Source organism: Tolypothrix bouteillei VB521301, assembly GCF_000760695.4.
Taxonomy (GTDB): domain Bacteria; phylum Cyanobacteriota; class Cyanobacteriia; order Cyanobacteriales; family Nostocaceae; genus Scytonema; species Scytonema bouteillei_A.
The window spans coordinates 5,276,204-5,298,867 of sequence record NZ_JHEG04000001.1; the positions used below are offsets into that span (position 1 = coordinate 5,276,204).

Below are 22,664 nucleotides of genomic sequence, written 5' to 3' on the forward strand. Positions count from 1 at the left end.
CAACTTTATGAATTGTTGGGTTATACTCAGCGATTGGTATTTGTTCATGAGGAAGTTGTCAAAGAAGAATGCAATTTCGATTTTAGAGGAAAGAATTTTAAGGAAGTTTTTTAATGTTAGGTCTTAGTATTACAGCTATTGGAATGAGGTCTATTGACGAGTGTATGGAAATTTTTCAAACACTCGCTCATCTATTAAAATTAGAGTTTTTGGAAATAGCCATAGGAAGCATTTGTCCAGTGGATTTTCATTATTTATCAGTTCCACTCATTTTGCATAATTCTTGTCTTTATAAAGAAGGCATGCGTTTGAGATTAGAAATACTCAATCCGAGAACTTGGCAACCCTACTCGGAATTTATTGCTAATTCTGATGTTAGAGCAGTATCCATTCATCCAACGCTACAACGCGATTGTACGAAGCAAGAATTGGAAAAAGCTTTATTTAAACTTCAAAAAACTTTAAATGTTCCAGTTTATTTAGAAGTCATGCCTTCAAGCGAGTATTGGTGTTCTAGTTTGCCAACACTAGTAGAATATCCATTGTTACTGGATGTCTCTCATGTACTTATTTGGTTTCAAGGTAACCAAAGTTTAACTAAAGAAACTTGCTTAGAAATTCTCAATTCTTATGAAGTAGGTGAAATTCATTTAAGCCATAATAATGGGTTTTCTGATGCTCACGATTTAATTCCTTCAAAGGTTTGGTTCCATAATTTGATAGAACCTTGGAGCCAAAAATATTTTGTAACATATGAAAGTTTACCTCAAGTTTTTTATCTTTATGAAAGACTGGATAAACAAAAGACTGGGAAGAATAAGAAAATCAGAGAGATTATATAGATTAACAATTTTTTAGGTATTTTTTATGTCCTTCTGTCGTGTTTTTCTGATAATGCACTAAGAGGTCATTTATAAAGCTGAATGCAACATCAAACCTTTATTGTTGGGTTTCGTTCTTCAACCCAACCTACCTCTGAATGTAACATTGAACCCTCATTGTTGGGTTTCGTTCCTCAACCCAACCTACTTCTTCTTAATGTTTACTTTATAAATCATCTCTAAATTCTTCTGACTCTTTATGTTAAGCATAATTGAGGGGGAGCATCCCAATTTGGAAAAATACTGGAGCGATTGAAAATCGCGTCTATGCAAACTAAGTCCGCGAAGGCGGACTTAATAAAAAGTCCACGTAGGTGGACTTTGTTTGTATAGCCCCAGAATTCTATTCTGAGGGCAATTGGCACTCTTTGGGATGCTCCTTTTCGATCCCCCCTAGCCCTCTTTAAAAAGGGGAGAAGTTAATTTCAATCCCCCCCTTTTCATGATGTTTCATCTCTTATCTAAAGATCTATGTACACTGTAGTTATAAAGGGGGCTAGGATACTCAAAAAGCCCACCTAACGATCACAGGCGAGACGTCTGTCCTACACCGCTAACCACTAAACAACTAACTAATGACCCTCGAAGAAATTGACCAGTTGCTAGCCGACTGGAAAGTGAAGATTGACATTATCGGTCAAAATCTTATTGATTTACACAGTCTTTCTACTTACCAGATCCTTGCTGGAGTTTCTGGATTTCCTAAAGCAAACCTCACAGGCGTTACCCAAACACGCGTCACTTCAGCATTAAGCGCAATGAACGATTTGTTTGGATATTTTGATTTAATTGTAAATGTCGTTAATAAAGCGAATCAACTGCGTTCCTCAGTCTCTCGATTTTTGGTGTCGCCACAAAAACTGGAAGAAATAGAGAACATACTGACAGCACCGTCCATTGAATTGTCTGTTGTACAAATTCCTCTAGCAGAAAGAAGTCTTTTAAGTGCTCCTGTGACAACTGACTCTATCGCCCCCCAAGAGTTACTGCGTCTGATGACAAATGCCTTTGATAATGCTAAAGAAGTTGTATTAGCTGTTGATTTAGCGTGGGCGCGTTTGGAACCCATGCTAACTCAAGCACAAGCAGAGATTGAGAAACTGCAAGCGCTAGCTGTTTCATTAGGTGTAGAGCCCTTGACAGAACTTTCCGCAGTGAGTCAAAAAATTCACTTGTTGCGTGGCTGCGTGGAAAGCGATCCTTTAGGAGTGACAGACGATTTCACAAGAGATCTTCAACCACAAATCACACGGGTAAAAACGACTCTAGAACAATTAGCACAACAGCACCAGTTTCTCGCAGAGAGTTTTGCTCGCGCTCATCAGTTGCGATCGCAGTTAATCAAACTTCACCATCAAGCTGTAGAGGCTCATAAGGAAAGTACTTTAAAAGTTGTCGATCGTTCTGAAGTGCAAATTCCTTTGGAAGATAAGCAGATAGAAGCGCTTGTGTCTTGGCTGAGTACACTGGAAACTAAATTTGCTGAAGGACTGGTAAATCCAGTGCGTGTTGGTCTGGAAAATTGGATCGCCAAGGTGAAGGAATATATTGCAGTCACTGAAAAAGTCTATGCAGCAAACAGAGCACCTTTAGACATGAGATCTGAATTGCGCGGGCGGTTGGATGCACTTAAAGCCAAAGCACTAGCGCGGGGATTAGCAGAAGATACTATTTTGAATCAACTCGCTTTGCAGGCTCAGCAACTTTTATACTCCCGACCAACACCTTTAGATGAAGCAGCCCAGTTAGTATCTCAATATGAAAAACACTTAAATAATGGGGTTAATAGGGTTATCAATTTCAAAAATTTGAGTTAGAAAAGATTCAAGCGATCGAGTGAATAGGCGAGGAAAGTTCTCGATGAACGGCGAAAGTTGCAAACGCAACGGGTGTACTGGCAGTATTGAAGATGGATATTGTGATGTCTGTGGGCTTGCGCCAGTGGAGCCACTGCAATCCATATCTCTTCATGACAGCATTCGCAAACAAACACAGCCAACTCAGCACAGCTCAATTACAACAGGAACGGGTTCATCGCCTCTGACCAACCGTTCCAAAGGTTCGCGGCGTACTAGCAATACCTCCAGTAGGAGCAGTCGCAAGCAGCTTGGTGCTGGACTTGTCTCTGTACCCGAATTACCTTCAACGGAACCGGAAAAAGCAATCATGGCGGAAGCCATGGTTCCCGACCACAAACGCGTTTGCTCTCATTGCAATAATTCTCTGCGAAGAGAGAAAGGCTTTTGCCCCAAGTGCGGACAAAAGTATTCTTTTATTGCGACTCTCAAACCGGGTGATGTGGTAGCCGGACAGTATGAGGTCAAAGGCGCAATCGCTTTTGGTGGTCTGGGTTGGATTTACTTGGGTTTTGACAAAATATTATCTCGTTATGTCGTACTGAAAGGGTTGCTAAATACTGAAGATGCAGCCAGTGCAGTTGTAGCAGTGGCTGAACGAAAGTTTTTGGCAGCTGTAAAACACGCCAACATTGTTGGTATTTATAACTTTGTCAACTATGACAGTGAAGGCTTTATTGTCATGGAGTATGTTGGTGGCAAAACACTGAAGGAGATTCGCAAAGAAAGGGGACCGTTACCAGTTGCAGAAGCGATCGCCTACATCCATCGGATTTTAGGTGCTTTTGCGTATCTACATTCACTAGGTTTAGTCTACTGCGACTTTAAACCAGATAACGTGATGCTAGAAGGACACGATGTCAAGTTAATAGACTTAGGTGGTGTCCGTCGTATTGATGACATTCATGGAGACATTTACGGTACTGTTGGCTATAGTGCGCCAGAAGCGGGTGAAGGACCAACAGTTGTGTCAGATTTATTTACCATTGGTAGGACACTTGCAGTTCTCCTCACCAGCATCTCGGGTTTCACAAAAGAACATCTCTACACTCTCCCCAGCCCTCAAGAAGAACCGCTCTTTGCCCAACAAGAATCGTTATATCGGTTTTTACTGAAAGCGACTGCACAGAACCCTGATGAGCGCTTTCAATCAGCAGATGAAATGGCAGATCAATTGCTGGGCGTACTTCGAGAAGTTGTTGCAACCGAAACAAAGATTCCACGTCCAGCCTCCAGTAACGTTTTTGGGGGCGATATGCTTTCACTGATAAACACGGGTGAGTTAAGCCCTATTAAAGCCGACCATCACCAGTTACCAATGCCAATGCTAGATTCTACGGAACCAGGATTCAACGCAGTCCTGAATGCGGGAGCGTTTGCCGATCCTAAAATGAGAGTCACTAGCTTAACACAAGCCGTTCAACAGTTCCCCAATTCAAAGGAACCATTGCTGCGTTTAGCAAACAGCCTCATTGACACTGGTAATTATGACAAAGTTGAACAAGTGTTGGCGCAAGTAGAAGAAAAAGACCCTTGGGACTGGAGAGTGTTGTGGTACAAAGGACGCAGTTTAATGGCGCAAGGCAAAGCACAAGAAGCGCAAGCAGCTTTTGACCAAGTTTACTTTGACTTACCCGGAGAACTTGCACCCAAATTGGGGTTAGCTTTAGCGGCTGAAAGTGCAGGTAATTTCCAGCTAGCAACTCACATGTACGATTTAGTCTCTCGTACCGACCCCAGTTATACCGCCGCCGCCTTTGGCTTAGCACGTTGCTTGTGCGCTACAGCAAACAGAAAAGAAGCAGTGTCGGCGTTAGAACGAGTTCCACAAACCTCCAACTTACATACACGGGCGCGAGTAGAAATTGCACGAACACTGATTGATGCGTCTCATTCTCCTCCAGGAAGCAAAGAACTCCAAGAAGCTTCAGCAGCAATTGAAGCACTAACTCTCAGTGGTATAGAACGCTGTCAACTGACAAAGCAAGTTTTAGAAACCGCTTTACATTTACTCACTTCTCAAGCAGTTTCACAAGACTTATCCATCAAAATTTTAGGACAAACACTTCAAGAACTTTATTTACGAAAAGGATTAGAAAAAGCACTGCGAGACATGGCGCACCTCTCAACAGGAGAAGAAAAAATTCGCCTAGTTGATGAAGCAAATCGTGTACGACCGAGAACGTTATTTTAAAAAGAGCTAATGGCTAATGGAACACAATTAGCAATTAGCCATTAGCAGTTAGCAATTAGCCCTTCGGGTATCTCCTTACGGAGACGCTTCGCGAACGCCAGTCCCCTACGGCGGGAAACCCGCCTTCAGGGCTGGACTCACCATTAGCCATTAACAAACTATGCAATGTTTCAAATGTGGTAGCAAGCTCCAGGTTGGCGATCGCTTTTGTGAAGAATGCGGTACCCCCGCTATCCCAAAAGCGACAGGGGGATGTGAAAAATGCGGTGCTTCAGTCGAAGAAATCGATCCAGATGGCTTTTGTTCTCAATGTGGTTTTCGTCAGGAAATAAAGCCGACGGATAACTTTGAGATTGTGATTTCTCCTAACTTTGCAGGAATTTCACACCGAGGACTAAAACATCAACGTAATGAAGATTATATTGCCTGTGCGAAGGTTGAAAATACGAATACTTATATTCTGGTTGTTTGTGATGGAGTTTCTAGTTCTGCTTCACCCGATTTAGCTGCTAAAGTTGCTGTAGAAAGTGCGTGTAGAGCTTTGGAAAGAAGGGTTGGAGGGGTAGATTCACAACAAGCAATAAAATTGGCAATTGCTGAAGCCATGAGAGCGGTATCCGAAATTTCATACAGTGTAACTACAGATGTCGATCCACCATCAACCACAATAGTTGCTGCTGTTGTTGTTGACAATACAGCCACAATTGCTTGGTTGGGAGATAGCCGCGCCTACTGGATTGCTTCTGATGGTTCGCGACAGCTAACGATAGATCATTCCTGGTTTAATGATGTTGTTTTGTCAGGAGAAATGACCGAATCTGAAGCCAAACAATCTTCCCAGGTTCATGCTATTACTCGTTGGGTGGGTGCAGATGCGGGTCATGTTGAACCTTCTATTGTCAATTTTGAAATTCCTGGTTCCGGGTATCTACTTTTGTGTACTGATGGCTTATGGAATTACACACCTCAAGTTTCAGACTTAAACAGACTTATGAACTCAAATGAAGATGCTATTACACTAGCCCAGAAGCTAGTAGAGTTTGCTTGTTTGCGTGGAGGACATGACAATATTACCGTTGCTGTGTTGTCTTTTTAACGTAAAAAGTGAAAGCTAATGTATGGGAAGTGAGAAGATGACAGAAAGTAGCAATAGACCTGGAAAATCTGAGGCTGTTTTAGGAGGACAAACCTCATTTCCAACAGATGGTATTGTTCTGGGGGGAATTGAAGGTTTACAAAAACGTTTTGCTGGTGTGACTGGTGAAGAAAGAGCAGCTTATCTTGCTAATGCACTTCAGTATGAAGATACAGGCGTAGATTTTTTGATAGAAGCGATGAACGATGAAGAATTCATTGTAAGAGCAACAGCTTACAAACTCTTGCACAGTTCAAATTCTACCAAAGCTCAACAAGCCATTAACAACGGTATTCTTTTAAAAAAGGGAGATAAAGTTTACTGTGTTTACGAGTCAACGCTTAGTTACAATGATGAATTCTATTATATTGAATATTGCCTCGATTCATTTAACCCAGAAACTGAAGAATACTGTGAAGTTCATGGAGAAAAAAATCCTTTATTTATTTCACGGCATCTTTTCAAGAAAATGCTGAATCTGAGGTAATTACCGTACATCAAATAAAGATATTAAAAGTTAATATTTTTACACTTGTATTGGGAAATTATCACATTACTTTTAATCCTTGGGATTGGTGTAAAAATAATGGAATTTCTTTAAAAACAAAATACAATGAAAATCATTGGGAATTTCAGAGGCGAGTTTTTCAAAAGCTACAGAAAGATAATAATTTAGAATTACTCAGTCAATTTTGGAATTTAATGGGATTTAGCCAAAAAATGGCGTTTTTTCGGGAGGAAGTTATTCAAGAAAATCAATATTTTGATTTTAGGGGAAATAATTTTAAGGAAGTTTTTTAATATGAGAAAACTGAATCGTAGGGAGCATATTGTTTTGGTAAATTATCCACGGAATAGAATTCTATGGCTGTACAAACAAAGTCCACCTACACGAAATTTATATTTGGAAAATTCAGAAAACCCAGACAATGTCTAAACTAGTCAAAAAATCAATTAAATAATAACAAAACTATGACCACTCAATTTAAAGCTGAAGTATTTCAAAACCAATATTTACCCCAAGGGGCGAAAGAAGTTCATGCAATTATGACTGTTAGCTCTGAAGGTAGTGAAGGAGTCGCTGCACCATCTACGGGAAACAGAGTCTTTGGAATCATATGCGATACCTCTGGCTCAATGGGAGGTGATAAAATTCATGCAGTAAGAGAGGCGATGGTTAAAATCGTAAACTTACTTCCTGGAAATTCATATTTTTTCATTATCAGTGGTACGGATGATGTTCGTATAACTGTTCCCATATTGAAAGCAACTTCTGAAAATAAAGAAAAAGCGATCGCAGCCATAAAAAAAGTCCGTGCTGATGGTGGTACTATCATTTCTTCATGGCTCAATGAAGCTTTAAAACAATTCCAAAAAATGCCCCATGCTTTGCGTCAAGCACTGCTTCTAACGGATGGACAAAACGATGAATCAGACGAACAAAAACTCAGAGCGGTTCTCAATAAGTGTGAAGGCGTTTTTCAGTGTGATTGTCGGGGTGTGGGTACCACTTGGCGTGTTAAACAACTCCAAGAAATATCTGGAAAATTATTAGGGACTACGGACATTATCCCCAAAGCAGAAATGATTGAAGCTGACTTTCGGGCAATTTTAGAGAAAGCTATGAGCAAGAACGTCAGTGACGTAGCTTTGCGTTTGTGGACTCCTCAAAGTGCCAAAATACTGTTCTGCAAGCAAGTCAGCCCCGACATTGTCGATTTAACCCACCGCGCAACTGTTGTAAAACCTCAAGTTTGTGACTATCCAACTGGTGCTTGGAGCAATGGAGAGTCCCGCGATTACCACTTCTGCATTCAAGTACAACCGGGAAATGTAGGTGATGAGATGTTAGCAGGTAGAGCTAGTTTAATTTATACAGATAATGGCGTGGAAACAAAAATTGCTGAGGCTCGTATTCTAGCATTATGGACAGACGATGATGCCAAATCTACCAAAATTGACAGACGTGTAGCTCATTATACCGGACAAGCAGAACTAGCCCAATCCATACAAGAGGGATTAGAAGCACGCGATCGCGGAAATATTGAAGTAGCTACAGCCAAGCTAGGAAAAGCCGTACAACTCGCCCATGAATCGGGTAACGAAGCCACAGCCAAGCTTCTGAAAAAAGTCGTTGATATCGAAGATGCTGCAACAGGAACAGTGCGGTTAAAGCGAGAAGTTGCTAAAGAAGACACGATGATGTTGGAAACTCGCTCCACCAAAACAACTCGCATTCCCAAATCTTAAGAGAGAAAAATTTTAAACCCACCATGTCCACCTATCAATGTCCAAAAGGACACGCTTCAACCGAATCAGATTATTGTTCGGACTGCGGTACTAAAATTCTCGGAATAACCCAAAGCGCAGTCACGGTAATAACTCCAAAACAGGAGGTACTTCAAACAACACCACCTGCGATCGCCTTTGGCTCAAGCCATACCCGGCTTATCGCTTGTCCCGATTGCACAGCCCCACACGACCCCAGTAGCGGTAACTTCTGCGAGATTTGCGGTTATAACTTTATAACCAAAGCTCATGGAGAAATACCAATAGCAGCAACAACAAATTTGACCAAAGAAGTTACAGATGATGTACCTGCAAAACCCATAGAACAACCATCCGCTTCAACATCCGGTGCTGAAATTACCGCCACTATCGATCCCTCATTGCAAAGCCCAGAAAGCCCAGCACCACCAAACCAACCCCCCATAACCTACCAGCTAGACAAAGACAGCAATCTCATTGGTCGTTCCAGCGAGCTTCGGGGAGTTTACCCAGAAATAGCCCTTGATTTTGATAGCGCCGTTTCCCACCGCCATGCACTCCTCAATCGCAATCCCGATGGCACATTTATCTTGCGCGACATTGGTTCCACCAATGGTACCAAATTAAACGGCGTAGAAATCAACCCAATGGTAGATGTACCGATAAAAGATGGTGATGAAATCACCCTCGGACACTGGACTCGAATTAAGTTTAGGGGGTAGGGGAATGGGGACAAGGAGGACAAGGTAGACAAGGTAGAAGTTTCTCCCCAGTCTACCCCCTTCTCCCCGGTCTACCCCCTTCTCCCCGGTCTACCCCCTCTCCCTCTACAGTTTTATGACAAGCACGACACCCTCCTTCAGCCAAAAAATCAAACTCACCACGCCCCGACTTCTAAAAACAGGTTTGTACGCCACTTGGGTAACCAGTTTCTTAGTTGCGATCGCCACCATTTCTGGTATTCAACAACAGCGCCAAATGATTCAAACAATTGGTAAAGACGCAGCACCAAGCGTCCTTCTCGCCCAGAGGATTCAAGATAGCTTACTGGGTATGGATGCTAATGCTGTTAACGAACTGCTTGTCAAGCCTGGGGCTAACCCTCGTGCTACTGAATATTACGAAGAAAGGCGCAAAGCTTTCGCCGAACGAATAATTGCTGCTGCTGAGAACATTACTTATGGCAAAGCAGAACGCGAACCTATTAAGACGATGCAACTGTTGCTGGGGGATTATATAGCCAAAATTCAACGAGCAAGAGACTTTAACGAACGTGGGGATTTAAACGGGGTACTAACGGCTTATCGAGAAGCAGCAGAAATTATGGATAACAAGCTGCTACCAGAAGCCGAAAAACTAAAAAAGGTAAACGCAAAAAAACTTGATGAAACTTACGACCTGCAACAAATTGCATCCTTTTACTTTCTATTCCTGACAATCGTTCCCGCGCTACTTCTCGTTAGCGTACTTATAGCAATTCAACTGTTTCTGCACTGGAGAATGCGACGCATTCTCAATCCCTGGCTGATCGCCGCAACAGCGATCGCAATTTTCTTTTTAGTGCATACAACCCAAACATTTCTCGCAATCTCCCACCATCTAAAGATTGCCACAAAAGATTCTTTTGAATCGCTGCGCTTACTGAGAGAAGCCCGTGCTTTGGTTTACAGTAGTAATGCTGATGAAAGCCGCTATTTGTTAGATAAAGCAAATGCTGTCAAACATGAGAAGGCATTTTTGAGCAAATCAACTATAATTGCTCAGCCGTTACATGGTGAGACGTTGGAGACAGTTGCAGTTGCAGGGTTCTTAGCAAACAATCAAAAGCCTCGTTTAGCCGGTTTATTAGGCGAGGCTTTTAACGATATCACATTTGCTGGTGAGAGAGAAGCAGCTGTGGCGACTTTGTTAACTTTCGATCGCTATCTCAAAATCGATCGCCAAATACGCCTGTTAGAACAAAGTGGAAAACACCAAGAAGCGATCGCTTTGTGTACGGGTTATGAGAAAGGTCAGTCAAACTGGGCGTTTGAGGAATTCAAGAAAGCCCACAATAAAATGCAAGATATCAACCAAGAAGCTTTCAACAAAGCAGTTGAGCAGGGGTTCAAGGATATAGAAGGCTTTGAAATTTCCGCTGCTGTTGCAGCCATCCTTATCTCAGTTTTGACACTTTTTGGATTGCTACTACGTATACAAGAATATCGGTAATTAACGCTCCGCGACCAACTACTAACAACTAACCCCCAACCCTTAACGAGTGTTCCATGATTTGGTAACTTAATTAAATAGCTAAAAAAAAATGTAGTTATTACACAGAAGGCACAACCTTGAGTTATCATCTTGATGCTATTGCCCCCCACGGCGGACAGTTAGTGAATCGCATCGCTACACCCGAACAAAGGCAAGAATTTCTCTCGAAAGCTGACTTTTTACCGCGAGTACAACTGGATGAACGGGCGGTTTCCGATCTCCAGATGATAGCGATTGGTGGTTTTAGTCCACTCACTGGTTTTATGAACCAGGAGGATTACGATCGCGTTGTTACAGAAATGCGGTTAGCTAACGGTAATGTTTGGGCAATTCCCGTAACCCTATCAGTAGAAGAAGAAGTCGCAAACTCCTTGAAAGAAGGTGGATTAATTCGCTTGGATAATCCCGCAGGTGAGTTTATTGGTGTGTTAGAACTCACACAGAAGTACCGCTACGATAAGAGCCGCGAAGCGATTAACGTTTACCGTACCGACGATTCCAAACATCCTGGCGTACAGGTGTTATACAATCAAGGACCAATACACCTTGCGGGTGATGTTTGGTTGCTGCAACGCGATCCCCATCCTTTCTTCCCAAACTATCAAATCGATCCCGCAACGTCGCGACAAATGTTTAGGGAAAAGGGTTGGAAAACTATTGTTGGCTTCCAAACTCGCAATCCCATCCACCGCGCTCACGAGTACATTCAAAAGTGCGCTCTGGAAATCGTAGATGGTTTGTTTTTGCACCCCTTAGTGGGTGCAACAAAAGAAGACGATATCCCAGCTGATGTGCGGATGCGATGCTATGAAATTTTGCTGGATGGATACTACCCTAAAGACAGGGTCATTCTGGCAATTAATCCCTCAGCAATGCGCTATGCTGGTCCTAGAGAAGCAATTTTCCATGCCTTAATTCGCAAAAACTATGGCTGCACTCACTTTATTGTGGGTCGCGATCATGCTGGAGTAGGAAACTACTACGGAACTTATGATGCTCAATACATTTTTGATGAGTTTCAACCAGCAGAATTGGGCATTGTACCGATGAAGTTTGAACACGCTTTCTACTGCACGCGCACTCAGCAAATGGCGACAAGTAAAACAAGTCCAAGTAGCCCTGAAGAGCGCATTCACTTATCGGGAACAAAAGTGAGGGAAATGCTGCGTCGCGGAGAGTTACCCCCACCAGAATTTTCTCGTCCAGAAGTGGCTGCAGAATTGGCAAGAGCAATGCGAGTGCCATTACCAGTCTAAGGCACATTCGGTACAAAGAATCAAGTATAAACTTTTACTTTACACTACAGACCTCAGCCCTTAAGCTGATAGTGAATCCAGTGCTAAAAGAAATTTTTTTCGTACAAGCATCTGGCAAACTAAAAGGGCGAACGGACTGAGGGCTGATAGCTAATTATGAAGCGGCGGACGTTTTTACAAAGGTTTGGCTCCATACTCGCGGTAATGGGTGTCACTGACAACGAGTGGTTGACCTTGGGAAACCGCTATTCTCAAGCTTTGGCACAACCAAAACAGCGCAAGTTGGCGTTATTGGTAGGCATTAATCAGTACCCACAATTTTCATCACCACTGACGGGTTGTTTGACAGATGTAGAACTACAAAAGGAACTGTTGATTCACCGCTTTGGTTTTCAACCGTCAGATGTTCTTTGCTTGACGGACGCTAAAGCAACTAGGGAAGATATTGAACTCGCTTTTTCAGAACATATTATCAAGCAAGTTCAGCCCGATGATGCGGTTGTATTTCACTTTAGCGGTTATGGCAGTCGCGTTCATCTCGAAAGTTCTCAAGATACCCTGCAAAACGCTCTGATTCCCGTTCAGGAAAAAGATGAGAGTACACAAGATAATAAAAATGTAAACTATATATTAGAGGAAACATTGCTGTTATTAGTGCGATCGCTACCCACGCATCGTGCAACAGCAGTTTTGGATACTAGTTACTATGTTCCCCAAACATCGCTACCTACGGGGTTAAAAACTCGCAGCCGTCCGGTTCTAGAGGATGCTGTTGTGATAGCAAAGGAACTTCAGTTACACAAACAACTGAAGGAGAAGGTTCCTACGCCTTCCTCTGGGGTTGTACTGAAAGCAACCTCTCATTCCAAACAAGTAGCACGAGAGATACAATTATCTGGATTTAGTGCGGGATTATTTACATACGCCCTCACGCAGTATCTATGGGAAACTACCCCAGCGACAACAGTTCAAGTTTGCATCTCTCATGTGGTAGGTTCTTTACAGCAGATGGGTAGTACCAAACAGCAACCTGCAATACTAGCTGAGAAAACGGATAAAAATAATCCACAAGCACGTGCATTTGTTACCAATCATTTTCTTCCCGATTCAAACTTAGGGGCGGAAGGAGTGATAATGGGAATTGAAGAAGATGGGAAAACTCTTCATCTGTGGTTGGGAGGCTTACCCTTAAACGTATTGGAGTACTTGGGATCTAATTCTCGCCTCACTCTCGTTCCATCGACACCCAACTCCCAAATCGTACTGCGATCGCGCTCTGCACTAACAGCAAAAGCGCAAATTGTCAATACTGAGAGCGAACCAAAAGTCGGACAACTCATTCAAGAAGCAGTGCGGGTATTACCTAAGAATGTTGGTTTAACAGTTGCTCTTGACACCAAACTCGAAAGAATAGAAAGAGTCGATGCGACAAGCGCGTTTTCAACAGTATCTCGCGTTTCTACTGTGGTAGCAGGAGAACAACTCGCTGACTGCGTGTTTGGAAAACTCCCAGAATCAAAGAGTAAAGAACCAGCCCCAACTAACCTAACAGTAGTTTCTCTCAGCCGCTATGGTTTATTCTCTCCAGGTAGCGAACAGATTCCCAGTACCTTTGGGGAAGCAGGAGAAGCCGTAAAATTAGCAGCCTTACGGTTAGTGCCAAAACTGCAAACCCTACTAGCGGCAAAACTATGGCGACTCACCGTAAATGAGGGTTCATCACTATTGGGTGTGAAAGCAACATTGGAGATGCTTGGCGCTTTAGCACCGCGAACGTTAATGCAACGAGAAACCTTGCGAACTCAAAATACAGAAGCATCCAGTAAAAAGACATTTAGCCCTGAAACTGGGGATATACCTACTGTGACCATTGGTAACAGGATACAATATAGGGTGGAAAACACAAGCGATCGCCCAGTGTATTTAATGCTGTTGGGACTTAGTAGTAGTAAAACAGCGATCGCGTTATTTCCATGGTATAAAGTGGCTGAAACCGAAGTGTCAGAAGGTCAACCACATCTCGTAGATTTAGTGATTCCGCCTGGAGAAACCCGCGTTTTCCCGCAAACTACTTCCGGTTTTGAATGGGTCGTACAAGCACCCGCATCTTTAGCTGAAACCCAACTTATTTTTAGTACTGCACCCTTTACTCAAACTCTAGCTGCTCTAGAAACTGACAAAAACCCGAAAGCAGAACAGCAACGCATTCAGCCTACTATGAACCCTCTAGAAGTTGCACAAGCTTTGCTGCAAGATTTGCACAATGCCAGTGCAGTCAGCGATATGAATGGTACAGCTTCTGATTCTTATGTACTGGATGTCAATCATTGGGCAAGTTTCAGTTTCGTTTATCAAGTGGTTTAGCGATCGCCGTTGGTTGAGAGTAGTACTTTAGCGCATACTCAATTTTTTGCGTTCCCAGGTAGAGCCTGGGAACGGGAGGGATTCGGGAGATCGAGTCTTATCTGAATCTTATCGAGCTAAAAGTTTCAAATACCTGCTACTTTTTTTTCACGCTTATATGGTCGTCGCCAAGATGAAACTTTAAGAGTGTCATAGGTATAGCCATACTTTTTGTAATTTAAAGTATCAGCCGGTGTAACAATATCATCTGAAGAAAAACTAGGCAGTAGAGATAATAAATCTCCAGGACCCCAGTTAGCAGGAGTTGATTCGCCTCCATCCCATGGCCACAATCGGTCATTGAGATTTTCTCCGTATTTGTTACCAGAGGCAGGATAGTAAGCGCTACCCGCATGACCTTTTTCTTGCCACTCAGCCCAAAGGCGATCGACGTTGGAATGAATCAGCCAAAATACCGGATCGTTGATAGAACCAGCAAGGTCAGCCATTGTGCCTAGAGGATCGGGACGACCTACAGCAGGGTCAAACGTAGCTCCACCAACAAAGCTATGGAAATAGTTATGTTGAAAAACTCCGGGCGTTGGTTGTCCTGTAGAACTGGGTTTAATAAAACCTTCTAAAGCTTGGCGAAAAGTTTTATAGTCGTTAATGGGAAAGAGCTGCTCTACATCTTCTTGAGGAACGGGGTAATTGTTTGTGGGAGGAACTTGTAAAAACCGCAAGATTGTGTTGCCAAATGTTTCTCCTGATGGTTTAAAGTGCAAGTCTGGATTTAAAACCCATCCGCTTGCTAGAGAGAAAGGTCCAGATACAACTGGTCCCCCTTGCACCTCTACCAAATTTGGCACGCCAGAACCCGAATCTGAACCGTTTGGTTGTGTCGAGCCATCAGATGCGCCATTGGCAGAACCGTTTGAAGATGTAGGTGAACCTCCTGAAGCATTCCCTAAATCTAGAGGTATGCTGAGCGTTACCCCTTGACCGTTCGGTCCCATAAAGTCATCTTGAAAGATAACTGATAATGCTTGAGCATTTGTCCAATCCCAGTAAGGAAGCGTTACATCGGGGTTTACCGATTGCAAAGCTTGTTCAAATCTGTGTATAAACTCGCGATGCCAGGGTAAGAAGAGGTCACTTTCATGAGCACCGTCATGTCCGGCTGCAGGACCTCGAGCACCGTCAAACATTAAACCCATGGCTGCAACATGCACTGCGACAAATTGGTCGTAGATACTTAGCTGACTACCTTCTGGAAAGGTATGCTTTAGTGTCTGTAGGGCATTGACAAATGCATGTTTCTCTTCTGAAGTCAAATCAACAACGTTCTTTCTCACTTTTTGAGTGACTGCCTGCGTGTGAGCAAGATGAAGACTGTCGGAATATATGCTAGCAGAACTATTCTGCTTAACATCAAGTGCTGCGAGTGTCTTATTGATACTCACGTGCTCGTGCTTGTGGGGCTCTGCATTATAAGAAATTGCTGGGGTTCCAAATACGATCGTAACTGCAACCAGCCCAGAAAGAATAAGTGTTCTGATAGTTTTGCGAGAGATTTTCATAGTCTGTACGCGATGTTTGTCAAACTCCAAGACTTTTGAGAGACTTAGAAAAGAACAGCAGGGAATAAGTATATAAATTTACACATTACAGACTTGTCTACAATAGAAAATCTTTAGCAAAACCCTTCTATTCTTTAGCAAGTAAGGTAAAAGCGAGCGTTGACCGTACTCTGGTTTTTCAGCAAAGAAGGAATAAAAAATTACCACCGACCGGGGATTTCTGATTGTGGATCGCTGTTAAAAATATTTTTTCAGCAACAACTCCAATTTTTCCTTTGTAGCTGCTGGTGCTTTTGCCAAATTCGTTAAAATTGCATACTTCAACGCTGTGTGTGCATCGCTGGGTGGTGGGTTGTCGCTCAAACGTTTGACTGTTTCTTGAATCACCTTTTGAGCATTGAGAGCATTTCTCTGTAAATTACCAACTACCATCTCTACGGTTACGCTATCATGGTCGGGGTGCCAACAATCGTAATCTGTCGCTAGCGCTAGGGTTGCATAGGCAATTTCTGCTTCTCTGGCTAACTTTGCCTCTGGTAAATTTGTCATCCCAATGACCGTTGCACCCCAGCTACGATAAAGATTTGATTCTGCCTTTGTTGAAAATGCGGGACCTTCCATACATACATAGGTACCACCACGATGTAAGGTGATATCGGGAAGATTTAAATCAGCGATCGCACTTGCTAAAACTCCTGCCAAATTCTTACAAATTGGATCGCCAAAAGCGATGTGAGCAACAATTCCTTCCCCAAAAAACGTTGAAACTCGATTTTTTGTTCTATCGATAAACTGATCGGGAACCACCATATCTAGAGGTTTGACTTCCTCCTTTAAAGAACCAACGGCTGAAGCAGAAATTAGATACTCTACGCCGATTTGCTTCATTGCATAGATATTGGCGCGAAATGGTAACTCTGAGGGTAATAACGTATGATTGCGTCCGTGGCGTGCTAAAAAAGCTACTGGAGTTGCATCCAATGTTCCCAGTATTAGAGCATCAGATGGCGAGCCAAAAGGCGTTTGAATGTGTACTTCTTCCACGTCTTTCAGGGCATCCATCTTGTATAAACCGCTGCCACCAATAATTCCAATACGAGCCTTTGTCATTATTTTAACCAAATTTGTCATTTGTCATGAGTCATCGGTCAATCGTCATTTGTTAAGTAAGCCAGCACAAACGATTGTAATTAGTATGTAGTTGGGCTTTAGCGCTAAAGCTCAACTATGTACAGCATCTTTCGTTAGATAGTTCTGTTTTTTATGACCAGCTTGCTAAAGTTAAACAAAGGACAAGTAAACCATGACTGCCAAAAATATTTTCTCACTTTCCTACCAATCCCTACCGATTCTCTAAATTAAAGCTACACATTAACTTTCAGAAATTCCCTCAATCGATCGGGGGGCTAGGGCGTGTTTTCAAACTATAACCATAGAATAATGGAGGCGATGCAGAAGCCGCCGCTGCGTGCTCGTTATCATAGCTGTAGAATTTGCAGCAAGTTTTTTATATCGGGTAGCAATGCGGCGAAATTGCTTAAGTCGGTTGATAGCACGTTCAACAATATTGCTTTGACGCTAGATTTCAATGGCTTTAGAGCCTCGACTTTGTTGCTAACAATTTGGAGCAACGGTATTAGATAAACTATGACATTGTGATGTGCGATCGCTTAGTAGCATCATCAGGGCGCAAGGTCGCTGCGCCCTGATGATGTTAATTTCTGATTTGGGATAATTTATTTTTTGGTGTTTTCTTCTAAAACTTCCAAACCATACGCTTTTTCCAAGCAATGCTTTAATTGTTCTGCCAGCACTTGTACATCAGGCTCGTCAAACAGAGAAAGGTGAGAGCCGGGAAGATAATGAACATCTATTCCTCCAGCTACGACATCGCCCCAACCAAATAGCGGATCGTAGATTTCGCCGACAGCATCAGTTCGATTTGCATCCTCAGTCCGCACTAGAGTCATTGAACCGGGGTATGTTTGATAAGTATAGTTGCATAAAGCTTGGTAATTAGCACCTAAAACATCTAAGTGCTTGTCACCCTCAGGTAATATATCCGCCTGTTCCAAAAAACGCTTATATTTATCTCGGATCAGGTATGTACCCCATTCACGCCAACCAATAAGCTTTTTCTGAAGGTACACAGGTCCTTGTTGTACAAAATTTTTTATGTGCTCCCAAATTCTTAAGATGAAAGGCAATCGCTTTTCTGTACCCGGACGACAGGTATCAATCATAATCAGAAGACCTACTTTCTCACCTTGCTTGTAAAGTTGCTGTACCATCTCAAAAGCAACCATACCTCCAAAGGAGTATCCGGCTATATAATAAGGTCCTTGTGGTTGAATGGTTTGTATTTCGTTGATGTAGTGCTTCGCCATGTCTTCAACCCGAGTATAAAAACTTTGTTCTCCATCAAGCCCTACTGGTTGTAGCCCATATACGGGTTGATCCTGTCCCAGATGAATAGCTAAAGGGCGATAACACAAAATTTCTCCACCAAGAGGGTGGATACAGAATAAAGGAGGCTTAAATCCATTGGGCTGAATTTCTACAAGGGAAGACCAAAGGATTTTTGACTGGTTTGGAACTGTGTTTGATGACGAAAACCCATAACTATCGATTAACTCCTCTTGTTGAGAGACAGTTTTAGCAAGAGCTTCTACAGTACCAGAGGGGAAGAGGCTGGCTAGAGGAAGCTTTTTACCGAATCTCTGCTCGATACTTGAGAACAAACGTACTGCTAGTAAAGAAGTTCCTCCTAACTCAAAAAAGTTATCGTTAATTCCTACCTGAGGTACATTCAATACCTGTTGCCAAATGCTGATGAGTTCTTCTTCTATCGCGGTTCTGGGTGCAACATATTTAGCAGGAGTCCCTAAATCCTCAACCGAGAGCCCTTTCAAATCAATTTTGCCTGTATTTGTTAATGGCATTTCTTGGAGTTGGTGAAAATCGCAGCGACTGCGCGTTCCAAAGCGATCGCGCACATCCAACTCTTGTAAACTGGCAATGGAAACGCGATCGCCTGGGGCTGTGAAATAGGCGGATAATTTCTGCACGCGATGGCATTTTGTCTGTATATAGCGTCGGACATGAGGGTTGGTTCCATTTAATCCAACAAGGAGATGAGCTGGCTGGTGGTGCAAGCTAACCAGAAACGAATTCAATCCCTGCTCTTTGGACATGACTGCACGACCTCGGGCAAGACGTGAATCCCGATTTTCATAACCACGGCTGATGCCAAGCCCAGCCCATGTACTTGAACCAAAGCAATAACTTTGTAACCCACTCTTATATCTCTGGTAGTGCCAAAAGCCATCTAAGAAACTATTAGCTGCGGCATAGGCACCCACGTTAAAGACCCCGAAAAAACTAATTACAGAAGAAAAGCTGATGAAGACACCGTTTGGTTGGGTCTTGAGAAGTTGATGTAGTACCCAGGTACCTGAAACTTTCGGACGAAGTGCTGTAGCCAAACTATCCCGCGTTTCCTCAATTAACAAACGCTCTTGAGCAATACCTGCTAGATGAATGACTCCATCCAACTCGCATTGCCATTCGGACTTAACCCGGTCAACCACCAACTGTAAGTGCATCAAGTCGCAAATATCTACGGCTTCGTAACGAACCTGTCCTCCAAGCTGTTCCAAGGATAAGTAAGCTTTAATGCGTGTGGAGACGGTATCTTCTTGCCTTAAGTGTTCTTCCCATGTGCTTCTTTCTGGTAGAGGAGTTCTGCCTACTAATAAGAGTTTAGCTTCGTGTTGTTGTAACAAATATTTGGCAATCTCTACACCAATCTCCCCTAAACCTCCACTAAGCAAATACATTCCGCCACGCTTAAAAGGTAACTCCCGCTTTGGCGCTTGTTGTGGGTCAACTTTCTCCAAACCAGGGACTAAACGTTGTCCGTTTCGGTAGGCTACTTCTCGTTCTCTTTGAATAACCTGAAGTTCTCGAAGAACACAAGTGGCATTAGCATCAATGTTTTCTGTAGGTAAATCAATATGACGGCAGTCTAACCAAGGCATTTCCTGTGGAATTGTTTTGATCAAACCAAGTAACGGTGTTTTCTCGCAAGCAATTTCGTCTTCTATTCTGATGGGTTGTGTATAGCTAGAAATCACAGACAAGCGTACTTTCGTTTGAGAGCCTTGGACTTGCGAGAGTGCTTGAACTAAGAACAGCAAACTGTAAGCTCCGCTTTCTTGTGCTTGCTCTAATGCTTCTAAACTGGAGACATCTCCCTCATACTCACCATAAGTCCACAAGTGTAGAATTCGATCGATTTGAAGATTTGCTTCTTTAAGATTCTCGAAGATCTGCCGATAACAATCGGGATTTGTAGGATCGATAACATAGTAGTTATCTCTAAGCCTAGCAAAATTCAAACTGGGCTCAACACACACGTATGGTACTTCCATCTGCTCCAATTTTGCACATATTTGCACACCCAATCCCAACCGATCGAGGAAGAGCAAACACAGACCTGTCTTTGAGTGAGGAGTTAAAGTAACTGCTTCTTTGCGATGCCAAACCTTTTTGTAAAACCAGTCTGGAAGGGTGTTGGTATTGCCAGTCAGGATGTCGATTTGTTTGATAATTTCGTTAAAGTCACCTGCTTCAAAGCGTTGTTTCAGTTGCGATCGCTGAATCTTCCCAATAGCAGTTTTGGGAATAGCCTTCTTCTCAACCGGAATCAAATAGGCTGGATCTACCCCAATCTCTCGAACAACGTTTTTCCGGATCTCCTTTAGCAGTTCTGCTAATTGGTTGTTATCCGTTAGACGAGTATGGAAAAAAATAACTAATCGATCGGTATCGCTTTGGGGATCTCGGACTGCACAAGCAGCAGTATAAGAAACCTCCACTGAGTTAACTGCTTCAACGACCGCTTCTATTTCATGGCTGTAGTGATTGAGACCGTTGACAATAATGATATCTTTCTGGCGACCGGTAATAGTTAAACGCCCTTGATGAAGAAATCCTAAATCTCCTGTCCTCAGCCATCCATCTTCAGTAAATGCTTCTCGGTTAAGTTCGGGATTCTTATAGTATCCGCAAGCAATCATCGATCCATAAATTTGCAGACGACCAATTGTACCCTCAGTAACGACCTGCTCTCGATCGTCCACAATACGCATCTTAAAACCAGGGATAGGTGCGCCCACTTCTACAAAAGTTTGGTCATCTGACAAGTCCAACAAATACCGATGAGAGAATGTAACACCTGCACAGGTTTCTGTCATACCCCAAGCCGAATGCATGGCTTGGGATGACAACCCGTGAGGAGCTAGCAGATCTAAAAACCTTTTTGCTGTTTTGGGTACGATCGCCTCAGCGACTGACAACACAGACTTCACTCCAGATAAATCCCAACTCCGTTGTTGAATAACATCTGCCCTAGCATTAATGAGTCCCAATGCAAAGTTAGGAGCCCAAGCGAATGTCACCCGATACTGCTCGATCCAATCCAACCATCTCAGTGGATCTTCTAACATGACCTCAGCAGGAGCATGGATCTGCTGCGAGCCTACATAGATATCTCGAATAGAACAGCGTACAAGGCTTCCTACATGGTCTAGGTTTAGCCAGTTCAATGAAACATCTTCGCGTTGGAAATTATTCATTTGTGCGCTAGCAGAAACATTACTCAAAATGTTACTGTGATTTAACATTACACCCTTGGGAAAACCCGTACTGCCAGAAGTAAGGATGAGTACTGCCAAATCATCGGGTTGGGCATCATACCAATGTTTGTCCGGTTGGCACAAGCGCAAGCGATCGATAGTTTCAACTTGGAAGTTTGTCAAATCCAGAAGGTTAGGCAGCAAACCTATTGCTGGAGCTAGTTCTGCACTAGTAAGAACGAGCGGTTGCTCCAACATTTGCCAAGCATTGTGTAGCTTTTGAACAGTACTGTTGACTGACTCATACGTTGGAGCAGTTGATATTGGTACGGGTACAAAGCCTCCCAAAATGCAACCCCAGAAAGCAGGGATAAAGTCCCAATTGTGGTTTAACTGGAAAATCACTTTATCTTGAGGCTTTAAACCTAACTTGCGTAATCCTGCTAAAATTCGCTCTGCCTCATCCAATAAATCTTCATAACACTGTACAATTTCAGAGCCATCAGCCTGTAGATAGATAATTCCTTTTTTTGGTACCTGAGATGCGGTTCTTTGCAAAGCCTTTGATAGGGTGGTTGGAAGCCCCGCGTCCTCCTGTGAAGGCTCCCCACAACTTATAGCTAATGCTTTCGATCCCCACTCTTCTTTTAACCCCAAAGCCTTTTCAACAGACGGGGTAGTAGGTAAAAGCTTTACACCCAGTATCTCTGAATCTATACTTTCTTCTTCACTCGTACCTTTGTATTCAGGTAGCACGTCTGATAGATGTAATGGAGGAATTTTTTCTACGTGCTCTTGAACCACAACCGCTACTTGTTCAACTTTTGGCACAGACAGCAGTTGCTCTTCCCAACGTTGCGCTAAGTCAGGGTCGATGACTTCCATCTCGATTAAAGCCTGCTCGTCCACCAGCCCCTGTTTATTGAGTGGTAGGGTAGATACTGGAACGCAAGCACTAATAGTTATACCAGCAGGTAGCACGGCTTGCAGGTGAGACTGTAACTGCTCCAACGAGAGTGTCCCTGCCAAAACTATATAAGCGACTAGCTCTGTTGCGGAAGTTTTTCCTTTCCGAACCCGTACCACACAGTCGTCAATCAACGGATAATCCAGCAAAGCTGCTTCCACGATTTGCAGTTCTATAATACCGTTACGATGTTCTTTCATAGCGATCGTGCTTCTAGCTAGTTATCGTTTAAAATCTACTTTTTCGGTTCGTTGCGAAGATGCTCTTTGCTTTTTTCTGGGGAGCATCCTAA

General features: G+C 43.0%; 14 protein-coding genes and 1 pseudogene. 11 read left to right on the top strand and 4 right to left on the bottom strand.

The features are described from left to right. The first annotated feature begins 113 nt into the window (after positions 1-113). From HC643_RS21240 to HC643_RS21290, 11 genes are all read left to right on the top strand, one after another. Positions 114-842 (top strand): hypothetical protein, encoded by a 729-nt coding sequence (locus HC643_RS21240; protein ID WP_038083024.1) that lies wholly within the window; start codon positions 114-116, stop codon positions 840-842. Positions 843-1,456: 614 nt separating this feature from the next. Then, a complete protein-coding gene (locus tag HC643_RS21245; RefSeq protein ID WP_038083023.1) occupies positions 1,457-2,698 on the top strand; it encodes a hypothetical protein in 1,242 nt (413 codons plus the stop codon). Between the two features lie 43 nt (positions 2,699-2,741). Further along, the gene (locus tag HC643_RS21250) at positions 2,742-4,931 is read left to right on the top strand and encodes a serine/threonine-protein kinase (protein ID WP_038083022.1); all 2,190 of its coding nucleotides are present in this window, start codon (positions 2,742-2,744) and stop codon (positions 4,929-4,931) included. Positions 4,932-5,091: 160 nt separating this feature from the next. Continuing rightward, on the top strand, positions 5,092-6,027 hold the full coding sequence (locus HC643_RS21255) for a PP2C family protein-serine/threonine phosphatase (protein WP_050045318.1): 936 nt from the start codon (positions 5,092-5,094) through the stop codon (positions 6,025-6,027). 37 nt (positions 6,028-6,064) lie between these two features. Then, on the top strand, positions 6,065-6,553 hold the full coding sequence (locus HC643_RS21260) for a hypothetical protein (RefSeq protein ID WP_167844729.1): 489 nt from the start codon (positions 6,065-6,067) through the stop codon (positions 6,551-6,553). Positions 6,554-6,603: 50 nt separating this feature from the next. Next, positions 6,604-6,867: a hypothetical protein gene (locus HC643_RS21265; protein ID WP_167844730.1), complete on the top strand. Its 264-nt coding sequence runs from the start codon at positions 6,604-6,606 to the stop codon at positions 6,865-6,867. A 171-nt stretch (positions 6,868-7,038) separates the two neighbouring features. Beyond that, positions 7,039-8,316, top strand: coding sequence for a vWA domain-containing protein (locus tag HC643_RS21270; protein WP_038085235.1), 1,278 nt, complete (start codon positions 7,039-7,041; stop codon positions 8,314-8,316). A gap of 23 nt (positions 8,317-8,339) precedes the next feature. Continuing rightward, on the top strand, positions 8,340-9,056 hold the full coding sequence (locus tag HC643_RS21275) for an FHA domain-containing protein (protein ID WP_038085237.1): 717 nt from the start codon (positions 8,340-8,342) through the stop codon (positions 9,054-9,056). A 115-nt stretch (positions 9,057-9,171) separates the two neighbouring features. Then, positions 9,172-10,545 (top strand): hypothetical protein, encoded by a 1,374-nt coding sequence (locus HC643_RS21280; protein WP_038085239.1) that lies wholly within the window; start codon positions 9,172-9,174, stop codon positions 10,543-10,545. Between the two features lie 119 nt (positions 10,546-10,664). Next, the gene (gene sat, locus HC643_RS21285) at positions 10,665-11,843 is read left to right on the top strand and encodes a sulfate adenylyltransferase (RefSeq protein WP_038085242.1); all 1,179 of its coding nucleotides are present in this window, start codon (positions 10,665-10,667) and stop codon (positions 11,841-11,843) included. Positions 11,844-11,999: 156 nt separating this feature from the next. Further along, positions 12,000-14,207, top strand: a complete 2,208-nt coding sequence (locus HC643_RS21290; protein WP_038085247.1) for a caspase family protein — start codon at positions 12,000-12,002, stop codon at positions 14,205-14,207. Between the two features lie 125 nt (positions 14,208-14,332). Here HC643_RS21290 and HC643_RS21295 read toward each other — a convergent pair whose 3' ends face one another. The 4 genes and pseudogenes from HC643_RS21295 to HC643_RS21310 all read right to left on the bottom strand — a co-directional run bounded on the left by HC643_RS21295 (position 14,333) and on the right by HC643_RS21310 (position 22,572). After that, complete coding sequence (locus HC643_RS21295; protein ID WP_038085250.1) at positions 14,333-15,766, bottom strand: tyrosinase family protein; 1,434 nt, start codon at positions 15,764-15,766, stop codon at positions 14,333-14,335. Positions 15,767-16,003: 237 nt separating this feature from the next. Continuing rightward, positions 16,004-16,876: an S-methyl-5'-thioadenosine phosphorylase gene (locus HC643_RS21300; RefSeq protein WP_038085253.1), complete on the bottom strand. Its 873-nt coding sequence runs from the start codon at positions 16,874-16,876 to the stop codon at positions 16,004-16,006. A gap of 309 nt (positions 16,877-17,185) precedes the next feature. Further along, positions 17,186-17,344, bottom strand: a pseudogene (locus tag HC643_RS21305) (IS5/IS1182 family transposase); the annotation flags it as partial. A gap of 158 nt (positions 17,345-17,502) precedes the next feature. Then, on the bottom strand, positions 17,503-22,572 hold the full coding sequence (locus tag HC643_RS21310) for an SDR family NAD(P)-dependent oxidoreductase (RefSeq protein WP_050045317.1): 5,070 nt from the start codon (positions 22,570-22,572) through the stop codon (positions 17,503-17,505). Between the last annotated feature and the right edge of the window lie 92 nt (positions 22,573-22,664).